Raw genomic sequence first — 13,399 nt, 5'->3', positions numbered from 1 at the left:
ACTACTTGGACGGAAAACGTACGAGTTCGTTTCGCCACCGTTGTTGTGTTCGGTTGGCCGTAGCGACTGCGGTGAGTATTAATGCTATGAGCTTAAGGTAACTATTCACCCTTCGGCGGTAGCGGTGGCATGACGCCGGTTTTTGCGTAGCTGGCGAGGGCTTCCAAGATTGTATCGAGCGGTTGGTGGCCGCGGATTCGGAGCGTCCGAAGGACACTCATCAAGACCGACTGGGTCAACGCACCACGATCGCTGTGATTGCAGTAACTATTCTTGCGAATCATCACCGCCGGACGGATCGCGCGTTCTCCCGCGTTGTTGTCCGATGGAATGTCGTCGTACCACAAAAACGTCAGCAGCTCGCTGCCATACTTTTCCATCCGCTTGGACAGTCGATTCGCATCAGTGTGATCCCATGGTTCACTGCCGAGTTTTGCTAAACGCTGCTCCAACCGGCCAACTCTCAGATCGTAGTCCGACTCGACCATCGATGACTTTTGAGCCTGCAACTTCTTGGCATCACGGTACACACCAATCAAGCGACGCGAGAACGATTTCCACTGCGGATGATCACCATGCTTTTCGCTGACCGCAGCGGCATCGCGCAGCAGATGCGGCCAGCATTTCTGTTTGTCGGCGCATACGACCGCATCGTACGGCGACCAGAAATTGGTGATCAGCGTACCTTCGAACGCTTCGGTGAAAAACTTCTGCAATGCCGGCGAACCACGACTTCGATCGATCATGTAAAAGACGTTCTCGTCCCCCGCGAAGCACCACAACCAATGGGTCTTGCCGCTCACACGCCAACCCGTCTCATCGGCGTGCAACTTACTGCTTTCCAAGCTCTCGCGATGAATTTGCTCGTACCAAGCGAACATCAGGTCCGCCAGGCGATGCCACATCTGGACCAAACCGCCGGGCGTGACCTTCATTCGCAGGTGAAAGTTGAAGGTGTCGGCGATCTGGCTGATCGTCAAGCCTTGAAGAAAGTGCAGCATCGCCGAGAGAACCAGCGTGCGATTGCCCAGCGTGCAACGCGGCAAGACATCGGGCAGCTTTGGCTCGACACGCTTGTCGCACGCAGGGCAGTAGTCGCGGTGGATCGTATCTTCTGTGATGACCGGCTTGAGATCTTCTGGGATGTCTTCGCTGCGGCGTGTTCGCGTCTGACCGGTTCGCGTGAGCTTGCCGCCACAGTCCGGGCAACTCTCGCACTGTTGATCGCGAGTGCGATCGGGCTCAGGCAAGGGAGGCCGGGTGCGTCCGGCATGGCCAGGCTGACCACCACGTTTTCGCTTCTTGCCTTTGGGTGTCTTCGGTTTGGAAACCGGCTTTTCGTACGGCGGTATCGTCGACGATGGCGTGTTGGGCCCGCCCGCCTGACTCGATTGAGCGATTCGCTGCTGCAAGGCGAGCAACGTAAACGCGGTACATTCAGGGTCACGGCCAGCAAAGTCACGAGCTTCGGCTTCGCTAAGCTGATTACTCAACAGCTTGTCGATCAGCGAGGCGTTGACCGGCGGCTCAACAACGGCGGTGGGGTCGGTTCCATCCATGGCAACACAACAGAACGCAAACTACGATTTCAACCAAGATCAATTCCAACAGGCTGAATAGTTACAGCTTAAGTATAGTCGCTCTGCGGTAGCCCATGATTGGTGGACTCCAGAATGATGAATTAGGCGATAAGTTTGTTGAAGTAGTTTTCTTCGAATTCGTTTGGTGATTTGTATCTGAGTGTCTGGTGGATTCTCTTTGAGTTGTAGAATCCTTCGATGTATTCGAAGACGCCCAGGCGTGCTTCTTCAATATCGGCGAAGTCTTCGAAGTTTGTCCACTCGTGCTTCAGGGACCAGAAGAATCGTTCCATCACGGCGTTGTCGTAACAGCATCCCGTACGGCTCATGGAACACGTGATGCTCATGGTTTTCAGCACGTGTTGGTATTCGTCGCTGGTGTACTGGCAGCCACGATCGCTGTGATGAAGCAGCTTGTCAGTCTCTGGCTGTCGAGCTTCAATGGCTTTCCGCAGAGCCTCGCTGAACAGCGGTGTGGCGAGGCTTTCGGAGATCGCCCAGCCGACCACTTTTCGACTGAACAGATCCAGCACGACGGCCAGATAAACCCAGCCACCGTCCACTGCAAGGTACGTGATGTCGGTGACCCATTTTCTGTTGGGAGCATCGGCATAGAAGTCCTGGTCAAGAATGTTGTCGGCAGGTTTCTTTGATTCATCGGATCGTGTCGTGGTCGGTGTGAAGCTCTTCGAAACTCTGCTTTTCAGGCCCATTTCCTTCATGGCTTTGGCAACTGTGTTGCGGCAGGCGGATTCACTGGCGTCGTCTTCATTCATTAGATTTGCGATCTTGTAGCTGCCGTAGATGTGGTTCGATTCGTCGTGAAGTTTCTTCACCTGCTGTCGAATCGTCTGGGTGCGTTGAGCGCGTTTGCTCACGCGTTGCAGCAGCGATTTGTAGTAGCCGCTGGTGCTGACGTTGAAACTTTTGGACATGGCTATGATGGGAAACATGTCGCGATGCTTTGTGATCCAGGCGTACTTCACTGCGACTCTTTCGCAAAATACGCCGTCGTTTTTTTTAGGATTTCGCGTTCCAGCTCAGCCGTTTGCAGCTGCTTGCGAAGCCGCTTAATTTCGGCCTGCAGTTCCGAGACAGATGCCTCCTCACCGCACGGTTCGGGCTCAGGAGCCAGCTTCTCATGCCACTCACGAAGGCTTCGTGGCGACACATTCACAGCTTCAGCGGCCGCCTTGAACGAATAGCCCTGCTTCACAACAAGATCCACGGCACTCTGCTTGAACTCCACCGTAAACACACGACGCGATCGTTTCGATTTCTTGGACATTTAGCTCTCCGGAATGAATTCTGAGGAATCATTTCGGAGTCCACCAGTCATGGGATACCGCACTCCAAAGCGTCAAGCGACTCGCCAAATCAGCATCCGAAACCGCACGTGATGCACTGAAGCACCCCCACCCCCCCAAGGATCATCGCAGGCGGTTTCCAATTCTGAACAATGATCAGTATTCTGTTTGTGATGTCAGCTACGTTCGGCCGCCGGCGAATCCTGTCGATATGGCGAGTACTTTGAAGCCGGTGAGAGCTTCGCTCCGGAGTAAATGTTTTGAGATTTCAATTTGCTTCGATTTTCATGTTGGTGATCTGTTTTGAATCCGTTTCGGTTGGCGCAAACGATCGCCCGCGTTTGTTCGTGCTGACGGATATCGGCGGTGACCCGGATGACCAACAGTCGCTCATACGGTTGATGGTTTACTGCAACGAGTTTCAGGTCGAAGGGCTCGTCGCTTCCGCGTCGGGGACTCCCGGGGAGTTAAAGGTTGCGACCACAAAGCCCGAGTTGATTCGCGAAATCGTGTCGGCCTACGGAAACGTTCGCGAAAATCTTGCTCGGCATGCCAAAGGCTGGCCCGAAACCAAGTCGCTTCTCGATGTTATCCGGTCCGGCAATCCGCAACGTGGATTGGAATATATCGGAAAAGGACACGACACTGAGGGGTCAACATTTCTGATCGAGCGCATCGACGCGGGGTCAATCGACCAACCGTTGAATATCACGATCTGGGGCGGTCAAACCGATTTTGCGCAGGCGCTTTGGCGAGTGCGACAGGACCGCGGCGCGGATGGCTTGGCTGAATTCGTCAAGCGTTTTCGAGTGTACGACATCGCTGATCAAGACGGCATTGCCGACTGGATGCTGTCCGAGTTTCCGGGGATGTACTACATCCTCAGCAAGGCGAAGACGGGAACGGACAAGAGAAACGCTTCGTTTCGCGGTATGTACCTGACCGGCGACGAAGCGCTGACGTCACGCGAGTGGATCGAGGCGAACGTGCGCTCGACCGGACCACTTGGAGTACTGTACCCAACTAGAACGTGGACCAGCCCCAATCCGCATGGCTGCATGAAAGAAGGCGATACACCGTCGTGGTTCTTCTTTCTCCCTCGAGGCCACAACGACCCGACCGATCCGTCAAAGGCCGGCTGGGGAGGACAATTTGGTCGGGCGGCGGATGGTTCGTATCGTGACGATCAGACTAAAATGGACCACCGTGAGACTGTCAGCCGCTGGCGGTCCGAGTTTCAAAAAGACTTTGCACTGCGCATGTCGTGGAGCAGGAACAAGTGAATGGCAAGCATGATGAAAGCACTCTTTACTCTATTCATTGCCACCGCGTGGCTTACGCCGAGCCTCGCTTATGCTCAGGCGTCGCATCACAGCGTTGTTCACGATACCAAGACGCTCCCCAGCGAAATCCTTGGCGGTGAACGAAACTATGCGATCTATTTGCCGCCCAGCTATCAGACGTCGCAGCGAAGTTATCCCGTGCTGTATTTGTTGCACGGTGGCGGGGATGATCAAACCGGCTGGGTGCAATTCGGCGAAGTTCAGCATATCGCGGACAAAGCAATCGCTAATGGGACAGCGACGCCGATGGTCATCGTTATGCCGGACGCGAACACGGGTCGCCGAGGTTACTTCAATGACATTCGTGGTGGCTGGAACTACGAGGACTTTTTCTTCAAGGAATTCATTCCGTACATCGAAAAAAACTATCGCGTCAAATCCGACAAACGCTATCGCGCAGTGGCGGGCCTATCGATGGGCGGAGGCGGGTCGTTCATGTACGCTCTGCATCACCCCGAAGTGTTTTCGTCCGCCTGCCCGCTCAGTGCCAGCACGGGCCCTCTGAATCTAGATGACGCCAAGCGGCGCTATAATCGACCTCGACGCAACGAGCCAGATGTGAAGGTTGAGCCTGTCGCGGACGAGAAGATCGATGAGTATTTGCAGCAGCACAGCGCACTGAAACTCGTTGAGAATTTGCCCGCCGACGACATCAAGAGCGTTCGCTGGTACATCGACTGCGGTGACGACGACTTTTTGTACGAAGGCAATTCGTTGGTTCACATCGCGATGCGGAAACGCGAAATCCCCCACGAATATCGAGTTCGCGATGGCGGTCACCGTTGGAGCTACTGGCGTTCCGCGCTTCCGACCGTGCTGAGCTTTGTCTCAGAGTCATTTCACCAGAATTAGGAAGACGGTCTAGCGTCGATGATCTGATCGAACCTGAACGCCTCGAAGGCAAAGCTGTCTTTGGGGCCCGGTGGCTCATCCGGGCTCGCGCAGACGAGATTATTTGGCTGGTCGTAATTTGGCAAGAATCACTTGGTTGTTCTCGCCTTTTCGCTGCCCATGGGCGACGCGTCCTTCTGCGACGGTGATCCATATTTCGTTGTCGTTGATCTGGCAGATTCCGGAGTTGCCAAGAGTTGCGTGATTCTCTGGCACGACGATCTGTTCGGTGTCCTTTAACGCAACCAGCCGCTCTGGATCAATTTGGGCGATGAACAAGGGTGCTCGATGGCGCATGATGTGGTCGTTTCCGGCTCCGCGGCGCGTGTAAACGAGATACAGTCGTCCGCCAATCGTGGCCCAGTGCTGTTGGGTGTTGTAGCTGCCCAGTTCGCTGCCGCTGTCGAATTTCCACGGAACGTGATCGGTGAAGTTGATTCCATCCGAACTGCGAGCAACCCATGCGCCGTCATCAGCCCGCATGGTTAGATAATACGCGTCGTCAAATTCAACCACCGACGGTTCGTACAAACCACGACGAGTTGGCACCGAGTGTTCCGAACCATGATCGATGTATCGAAGCGTCGTGCCGTCGAAACTGCACCTCGCCACAACCGAAGTGTAGTTACGTTTGCTTTGGCTTCGCTGATACCGAACGGGCAACAGCACAATTCCGTCATCCAGAACAGCCTGTTGATGGCAGCCTGCGTTGGGTGCGAAGATCGGATGCCCCCCGCGATCTTGCTTGGGCATGTTCATGACTTGCAGAGGGCCGAACTCCCGCGACTCCGGATCAAAAACGCAATACGACACCTTCTCGCGAAGAATGTCTTCTTTCGAGCCATCGGCGAAATTAAACGTTTTTCCGGTGATCAATACTTTCCCGGACTGTGCGTGCCAGATCGGACACAGGTCACCAGCAACGACTTCGTATCCATCATCGTTGCGTATTCGACGCAGTGACGGAATGGATACTGGATCAGTCCACGTGTCCGCCGGTGGATCGGCAAAGATGACGAACACATCGTGATAGCTGTGCGTTCCGACCTTTGCGGTGCGCGACATTGTGGTCAGGAATGACAATCCACTGGGTTGCGATATCGTGGCGGTCCGCGCTTGCGTCCAGTCCCAGTCAGCGTCACCTTCGACAATCACGGAACGGCGAATGGCCAGTTCCTCCGCAAAGGTGTCAACACTGGACCAGACTACGCTGAAGCAAACGAAGATTGTTAGCAATGCGATCGAGGAGGTCGTTGGCGAAAACCGCTGCATGGTTGGTCCTGTGGTGGTATGTCGGCGTAACGCTATTGCTTTGCTTCTATCCATTCGCGATTGAAGCGCGCCATGGTCAAATGTTTGTGGGCAAAACCATCATCTCCGCCGCGTTCGTATAGGCAGTAGATCGTTCCGTCCGTGGCCACAGCCAGATCAGAATATCCGCTAATTCCCGGCTGTAGCACACGTGAGACCGGCCACGTTTGGCAATCGTCTGTGCTGAGCCGAATGGTGACATTTTCGCGGTGACGAAATCGATTCTTTCCGTGAAAAGCGGGGTTCGACGAACTGTCCGGATTGCTGAAGATGAACGTTCCGTCGTTAGTCGCGAATGGTTTTGGTAGCTGGGCGATCGCCGCCATGCAGATCGGTTCAAAGAGCCCTTCATCGAATTTAATGACGGACCAATTGGTCACGCCATCGTCGCTGATTGATAGAGCGCGGCGGTAGTTTCGGTGCTCACTGCGGATGTTCAGCAAGACGCGATCATCGGAAAGCTGCGCCGCAATGGTTTCGCTGGGATTGATGAGCGGATCGGGATGCTCGCAGACGATGTCTCCGGTCATCCATGTCTTGCCGTGGTCGTCGCTGTAAATGACGGAGACCGCTGACGGGCGATGATGCTTCAGCTCCGTCGACATCCAAATGGGCACAAGCAATCGTCCGTTGCGCAGTTGAAGTCCGTGCCCCGGTCCCGTTGCAATCACCTTCCAATTGTAATGCTTCCGCAGCGTTTCAAGGTCCGACGTGATTTCGCGTGGCTTGCTAAACGTCACCGCGTCGTCGTCGCTAAACATGTAATAGACGGTGTGATAGTTGATACAGTACAAGAAATGGATTCGGCCCGATTCGCGGTCAACGATCGCCACGGCGTTATTCACCGTGTCTTTTCCGGAGTCTGCGACCCGCTGCGGTGGCGACCAAGTGCGACCACCGTTGGTGCTCCGCGTGAGCAGGATCTCGATGTCAGCCCAGTCGGACCGGCTCCCGCGTCGTGCTTCGCAGTAGGCAAGGACCGTTCCTGATTTTGTTACGACGACACCGGGAATACGAAATGTTTCGTATCCAGCCTGCTTCGCTGTGAAGAGGTCGGTCTTATCCAGAAATGGTTCCGCACCGCGAAGCGATGGCTGGCACAGTGCGCAGGCTGCAATAACAATAGAAATGACCCTCATTCGTTTTCCTCGTGTTGTTCCATAGGGAGCACTTCCAGTTGAATGTTGCGGAATCGGACTTCGGTTTTTCCGCCGCTGTGAAGTTGAAAAGCGATGATGCCTCGGTGGGCGCCCTCGGCGTCCTCCAAGTCGACACAGATCTTGCCGTTGATCTTTGTGGTGATGTGATGACCGGTGGCAATGACTTCGTACTTGTTCCAGTCGCCAAGCTGCACGTGCTGTTCGCCGGACTTGTCCCACAGCAACGCGCGTCCGTGTTCTTCATAGAGCTTACCCCACCAGCCCTTGCCCACATCCGCTTGGTAGCCACTGACTTCGCCATCGTGTGCCTTGCTACGAAATTGGATGCCGCTATTGCCAGCGTTGTCGACAAGTTTGACTTCCAGCGTTAGATGGAAATTTTCCGCGGACAGGTCGCTGACGATCCACTCATTGCGTTTCAACCCACCGGTGCGGCCGACAAGTTCTCCATTTTCGACCGACCATAATCCTTCAGTGCCGCTCCAACCCGTCAGGTCACGGCCGTTGAAGATCGCGGCCGCATTTTCCGCATTCGCGAGCATCGGCGTTTGCTGTTTTCCTTGCAGGTACGCGATCAGCGAACGAACTTCGTGGGGACTGAACTGCTTGAGCTGGTCATCGGGCATCATGGATTTGGTGCCTTCTACCCGCTCATCGATTTCGTCCTTCGGAACGATGACTTTTCGGTCCGACGTCTGGAGCGTGATACTGGTATCGTCCTCTGCCTTAATCAGTCCACTGACAACGCGTCCGTCGGCGGTCAGCAGTGTCGTCGGCAGGTACTCCTTGGCCATCACCGCGCTGGGGTCGACGATATTGCTTAAAAGGTAGTCGATGTTGGAACGATTCGATCCCGTCAGGTCTGGCCCGATCTTGAAACCGGCTCCGTACAGGACGTGACACTTCATGCAGGTCTTAGCAAAGATCGCGCGGCCGAGTTCGGTATCTGCCGGTGGATGCTTATCGGACGTGACGAGTGTTTTCATCTTCGCGATCATTTTCAGTTTGTCGGCTGCCGACTCGCGAGCGGTGCCCCAAACATCTTGCAGCAACGTGTCAATGTTTTTGTTTTTCAAAAACTGCAACTGACGCACGAGGTCCGCCGTCAAATCGCTGCCGGCAATCTGCTTCGATTCGATCGCTTTCAACAAAGTGACGCCGGATGATGCGCGAGCACACAAGGTGCCAAGTGTCATACGTCGCTGGTCGGGGGTGAAATCCGCATACGACTTCAGCAGCGCCGATGCGACTGTCGGATCATCGTACTGAGCGAGTCCACCGATCGCGGCTTCTCGCAGTGGTCCGTCCGCGGTCAACAAAGTACGCAGCGTTGGGACGAGTCCGGGGTCGCCGGCATCCAGCAGTGAATTCAGGGCAACGAGTCGCGTTTTGGTGTCGCCGGAGCCGTCTTCGATTTGCGAACGCATCGCCGCGAAAGCTGCTTTGTCACCAAACGTCACGCCCAGCGCGGTTGCCTGTAGCCGTACGTCGGCATGGTTGCTTTTCAACAGTCCAGCGGAAACCGCAGACCATTGATTCGGCGCTTTGACCTGTCGTTGTCCGGCCAGTGCCGATCGTATCGCGCCGAGAAAAGTGAGCTGCAGATTCGGCGTCTTCGCGCTGCCGAGTCCGTCCACCAAAGCGGCCATCGCCGCATCAGCACCACCGCTGCCGATCCGACGCAGCATGAATTCTCTTATGAGGGGAATGTTCTCGCCCGCCGACATTGCCAGCGCGAGCGCTTTGCCCGTATCTTCGTCGGCCAGTGGTTCGGCGGCATACCAGTACAACAGCGGCAGGTTATGGTCGCTGGCGTCAGCGGCGTGACTGGTGAGTGCACTGAGCAGTTCCCATCGGTCGTTGAGCGGAAGGTTTTGTGCGGCAGATGCTAGGTAAAGTCGAACGACTTGCGAGTCGTCGTCTCGTGCAAGTTCGACAAAACGCTTAAGAAACGGCGCCGCGTCGCCCTGTTGCTCCATCGCCAACTGAATGGCCCAGCCACGAACATAGAGACTCGCATCACCGAGCATCGATTCAATGTTTTTGCTAGACAATTCACCGATGACATGCAGCGACCAAGCGGCCCGCAGTCGACGGGTGTCGTCGTCGCTGTTGCCCAGAACATCGTGCAAGTAAGCGGTCGCAGCGGCATCAATCGACCGCGCGGCGGATCGTTCCTGCAGGTTTCGGCGCGAGTGGCGAACATACCAGTCGTTTTTTTGAAGGACCAGTTTGGCCAACTCCAGATCGCTCATCGAAGCAAGCGACGTCGCTGGTGCGGAGCTATCCGACTTGCCGTAGCTGACCTTGTAAATTCGCCCGTTCGTTCGGTCATGGATTTCTGCTTCCCGACGATGGCACGCCTGCATGTCGTACCAATCGATCATCCATGCGTTTCCGTCCGGGCCATAGCGAATGTTCAGAATCTGCGACGCCTGATCGCCCGTCATCAAAAAATCCGGACCGTGGCTGCCGACGTAGCCGGAGCCGTTTGGCTTCAAGACGTCCATGTTCAAACGCTGGCCGTGAATGTTGTTCATGAACAACTGATTGCGATACTTCTCGGGCCATTTTCCTCCCAAGTAGATCATTGCACCGGCATGAGCGTGACCGCCACCGGCCGCATCGGACTTGCTGTTACCCCCGTGTGGCGTTGCGCCAAGGTAGTGCAAGTGATCGGCGATCGTCGGGATGTCGCGATAAGTGTACGGATTAAAATGCCGACCTCCCTGACGCTGATAACGGGCTCCGTCGATCATGTGATACAGGTGCGGAATGACACAGGCTGTGATGAAAGCTTGGCCGTGATCATTAAAGTCGACGCCCCACGGATTGCTTGTGCCGTGAGCAAACACGTCGAACTCGTGCCGGAGCGGATGGTATCGCCAAACCGCACAGTTCAATGGAACCCGCTCGGCATCCGGCGTCCCCGGCTTGCCGACTTTGGAATGAGTGAACACGCCGTGGCAACCGTACAACCAGCCGTCTGGTCCCCAGATGAATGCGTTCAAAGTTTCGTGCGTGTCTTCATAACCCCAACCGTCCAGCAAAATTTCTGGCGCTGAATCAGGCTTGTCATCACCGTCGCGGTCGGGAATGAACATCAAGTACGGTGCCGCTCCGACCCACACGCCACCAAAGCCAACTTCCAGTCCGCTGACCAGATTCAATCCTTCGGCGAACACCTTGCGATTGTCAAGTGAACCGTCCCCGTCGGTGTCTTCAAAGATCAAAATGCGATCGCGTCCCGTGTCGCCTTTTTTGCGAATCGGATACTCGTACGCTTCTGCGATCCAAACGCGGCCTCGATCGTCGATCGCCATCGCGATCGGTTGCTGCACCTGCGGTTCCGCCGCGCCAACGGTGACCGAAAAACCATCGGGCAGTTTCATCGCGGCCGCAGCATCCTGTGCCGAAAGCCCCGCGTGCGGGTACTCGTCCACCTTCAAAGCAACCTTCAGCGGCGTGATTTCCGATGGGCGTTTATCATAGAACCGGAAATGGTCAAAGTTCAGGTGCCCCCAGCCGCCGGAATGAGAGTCGACCAGTCGCACCATGATTTCCTGTCCCATGTGCGGTCGCAAGTCGACTGTGACCCGCCGCATCGTTTCGCTCTTGGTGCCGGTCATTGTGTAGATCGCTTTGCCGGAATCTTTGCGGACCAGTTCGACCCGAGTTTTTTCGCCGTCGCCGCCGTTGGTCAGGAAGGTCGCGTAGCGGTGATTGACGACAAACGGGGCGGACGTCAGCGTTCCGGTGCCCTTGTCACCCAGTTTTTCATAACCTCCGATCCAATAGTCGCCTTCGTGGTTGCTGCGCATGTCTTGGCGTCGAGCAAAAACGGTGTCACCTTTGACCGGTTGACCTTCCCACGCGTTCCCATCGGCAATCCAATCAGCCAACGTTCCGGTTTCAAAATCCAGATTCAGCTCGCGACCATCCGTCGATTTGGGTTTGAAATTAACGATGGCGGCAACCGGCTTTGCCTTGACGGCTTTTCCAGCGACAAAACTAGAGTCTGCCTTTTTGATCCGAAGGTAATCGATCGCGAACATATAGGCCTTTGCGGCTTTCGGATTCGCGCCAATTATCTGCACATTCAACGTGTGCTTTTTTCCCTCGACAGCGATCCCCGGAAACGAAAGGACTCCGGTGGTGACGACGTCGGTGTGATAAAGATCGATCGGTGGGCCAAGCGGTTTGTCGTCCAGCGACAACTGCACAATGCCATAGTCGCGGGCGCACGTGAGCACAGCTTCCACGTCGACTGTGCCGGTGAAATCCGGCAACGGCAGCGCGAGTGTGTCGGCTGGCTTCGCACCAGTCCACCAAAGCTGCGACTTGTTGCTCCACCGATCGCCGCCAAACTTGGACATGTCCTGAGCTTTTGCGCTGCCTCCGGTTGCTTTACCAGCCAGCGTTTCGCCTTCGATCGATCCGGCAACGTGCCCCGTTTTTGCGTCGATCATCGATTTCGGTCCACGCAATGCTTGGGCCCCTTCGATCTTTGGCAGCTTGGGCCCCGTGTAGAGCTTCGGTTGAGCGTCCATGTACTCTTTTTCGCTGACGGATTTCACCTGATGCGTCAACACATGCGTTCCCAGCATGCCGCCGACCACGATGTCCGGCTGCTGATCATTGTTAATGTCAACGATCGACACTTGCCGGCCGATGCCTGCTTCGCCGTCGGCCTTGTAAGGAATCCAGTCCACGCCGTCTTCTCCGCGAACCAGTTTGAACCAATACACGACCGCGCCGGCATCCCACTGAGGACTCTGGCGGTGATGCGACCAGTACGTCTTGCCGGTGACGATGTCCTTCAGTCCGTCGCCATCCATGTCGGCCAGCGCGAGCGAGTGTAACTCGCTGAACACCACGCCGTACATGTTCTCCGACGGATGCTCGCCCATGATCAAATGATGCTTGAATATTGGCTCGTTGTTATCGCCTCCATCGACCTGTTCGTACCAGCCAAGCCCAAACTCATGGGCGCGATGGCTGGTGATGATGTCGCTGTCGCCGTCTCCGTCGACGTCGTAAGCGTACATTTCGGCACCACCGTAACCTTCAGTGAACGAAACTTCGTGCGGCATCCAGCGCGACGTCAATTGATGCGTCAGCGGTTGCTCAAACCAGCCATTCGAGTGAATCAGGTCGATCCGACCATCACCGTTGACATCACCGACACCCAGCCCGTGCCCAAACTTCTTCGCCGTGATCTGTTCCGAGATTGGATGAAATTCCCACGACTCAAACGGATGCTCCCAGTCGATCGTAGCGAACCCAAAGAAACCGTCGCGCGTGCAAACCAGTTCCGGCTTTTCATCACCAACGATATTGATCAACTGCGGTGATTCGTTAGAAACCCAATCGAACACCTGATGTTTGGGCCAATGTTTGTCGAAACCATCTTTGCCCGGATTCTCATAGACACACGCGGGCGTTCCCGGAAAGCCAACTACGAAGACATCATTGCGACCATCTCCGTTGAAGTCGTACAACCAACAGAAGAAGTTGTCTGCATATCCTTCCCGATTCTGCGGGACCGGCTTGTAGATCTCACGCTTCGTGGTGAATTCCGGGCCTTCAAACCAATACGGTCCGTAAACCACGTCCGAGGCACCATCGCCATTCACATCAGCGGCGTTCGCGCCTTCGGAGAAATAGACATCGGAGAGTTGCTGCCGTTTAAAGGAGTGAACGGCAAGCTCGTCGGCAAACAACGACGAATTTGATAGCAGGAAGGCGATGAGGAGTATTCGTTGCAACATGGAAAGATCTCGGGAGGACATTGATGTCGATTGGGT

General features: G+C 55.5%; 8 protein-coding genes. 2 read left to right on the top strand and 6 right to left on the bottom strand.

Annotated elements, in window-relative coordinates; all coding sequences use genetic code 11:
• Nucleotides 1–101: 101 nt before the first annotated feature.
• From tnpC to CEE69_RS01135, 3 genes are all read right to left on the bottom strand, one after another.
• Complete coding sequence (tnpC, locus tag CEE69_RS01145) at nucleotides 102–1,559, bottom strand: IS66 family transposase (protein WP_099258708.1); 1,458 nt, start codon at nucleotides 1,557–1,559, stop codon at nucleotides 102–104.
• A gap of 122 nt (nucleotides 1,560–1,681) precedes the next feature.
• The gene (locus CEE69_RS01140) at nucleotides 1,682–2,566 is read right to left on the bottom strand and encodes an IS3 family transposase (RefSeq protein ID WP_099258706.1); all 885 of its coding nucleotides are present in this window, start codon (nucleotides 2,564–2,566) and stop codon (nucleotides 1,682–1,684) included.
• Nucleotides 2,563–2,868: a transposase gene (locus CEE69_RS01135; RefSeq protein ID WP_099258705.1), complete on the bottom strand. Its 306-nt coding sequence runs from the start codon at nucleotides 2,866–2,868 to the stop codon at nucleotides 2,563–2,565. The genes CEE69_RS01140 and CEE69_RS01135 overlap by 4 nt, the downstream gene beginning before the upstream one ends.
• Before the next feature lie 306 nt (nucleotides 2,869–3,174).
• On the opposite strand from CEE69_RS01135, the gene CEE69_RS01130 reads away from it, so the two are divergent.
• Together CEE69_RS01130 and CEE69_RS01125 are read left to right on the top strand one after the other, a co-directional pair.
• Entirely contained in the window at nucleotides 3,175–4,170 is a 996-nt protein-coding gene (locus CEE69_RS01130; RefSeq protein ID WP_099258704.1) for a DUF1593 domain-containing protein, read from the top strand.
• Nucleotides 4,171–4,179: 9 nt separating this feature from the next.
• Entirely contained in the window at nucleotides 4,180–5,082 is a 903-nt protein-coding gene (locus CEE69_RS01125) for an alpha/beta hydrolase (protein WP_199169769.1), read from the top strand.
• A 99-nt stretch (nucleotides 5,083–5,181) separates the two neighbouring features.
• Here the strand turns inward: CEE69_RS01125 and CEE69_RS01120 are convergent, their stop codons facing one another.
• Genes CEE69_RS01120 through CEE69_RS01110 form a run of 3 tightly spaced genes read right to left on the bottom strand, consistent with a single transcriptional unit; the run spans nucleotide 5,182 to nucleotide 13,363 of the window.
• Nucleotides 5,182–6,393 carry a sialidase family protein gene (locus tag CEE69_RS01120; RefSeq protein WP_233214477.1) on the bottom strand — a complete coding sequence of 404 codons (1,212 nt, stop codon included), beginning with the start codon at nucleotides 6,391–6,393 and terminating at the stop codon, nucleotides 5,182–5,184.
• Between the two features lie 32 nt (nucleotides 6,394–6,425).
• Nucleotides 6,426–7,571, bottom strand: a complete 1,146-nt coding sequence (locus CEE69_RS01115; RefSeq protein WP_099258703.1) for a sialidase family protein — start codon at nucleotides 7,569–7,571, stop codon at nucleotides 6,426–6,428.
• A complete protein-coding gene (locus CEE69_RS01110; RefSeq protein ID WP_233214476.1) occupies nucleotides 7,568–13,363 on the bottom strand; it encodes a PVC-type heme-binding CxxCH protein in 5,796 nt (1,931 codons plus the stop codon). The genes CEE69_RS01115 and CEE69_RS01110 overlap by 4 nt, the downstream gene beginning before the upstream one ends.
• Nucleotides 13,364–13,399 lie beyond the last annotated feature (36 nt).

This window comes from Rhodopirellula bahusiensis (assembly GCF_002727185.1).
GTDB lineage: Bacteria > Planctomycetota > Planctomycetia > Pirellulales > Pirellulaceae > Rhodopirellula > Rhodopirellula bahusiensis.
The sequence above is the reverse complement of the archived record's forward strand: the minus strand, read 5'-3'. Positions and strand labels throughout refer to the sequence as shown.

What these genes read in the sequence shown, in the direction of transcription:
- tnpC (WP_099258708.1), bottom strand. Translation starts at nt 1,559, where the DNA reads ATGGATGGAACCGACCCCACCGCCGTTGTTGAGCCGCCGGTCAACGCC.
- CEE69_RS01135 (WP_099258705.1), bottom strand. Translation starts at nt 2,868, where the DNA reads ATGTCCAAGAAATCGAAACGATCGCGTCGTGTGTTTACGGTGGAGTTC.
- CEE69_RS01130 (WP_099258704.1), top strand. Translation starts at nt 3,175, where the DNA reads ATGTTGGTGATCTGTTTTGAATCCGTTTCGGTTGGCGCAAACGATCGC.
- CEE69_RS01125 (WP_199169769.1), top strand. Translation starts at nt 4,180, where the DNA reads ATGATGAAAGCACTCTTTACTCTATTCATTGCCACCGCGTGGCTTACG.
- CEE69_RS01120 (WP_233214477.1), bottom strand. Translation starts at nt 6,393, where the DNA reads ATGCAGCGGTTTTCGCCAACGACCTCCTCGATCGCATTGCTAACAATC.
- CEE69_RS01115 (WP_099258703.1), bottom strand. Translation starts at nt 7,571, where the DNA reads ATGAGGGTCATTTCTATTGTTATTGCAGCCTGCGCACTGTGCCAGCCA.
- CEE69_RS01110 (WP_233214476.1), bottom strand. Translation starts at nt 13,363, where the DNA reads ATGTTGCAACGAATACTCCTCATCGCCTTCCTGCTATCAAATTCGTCG.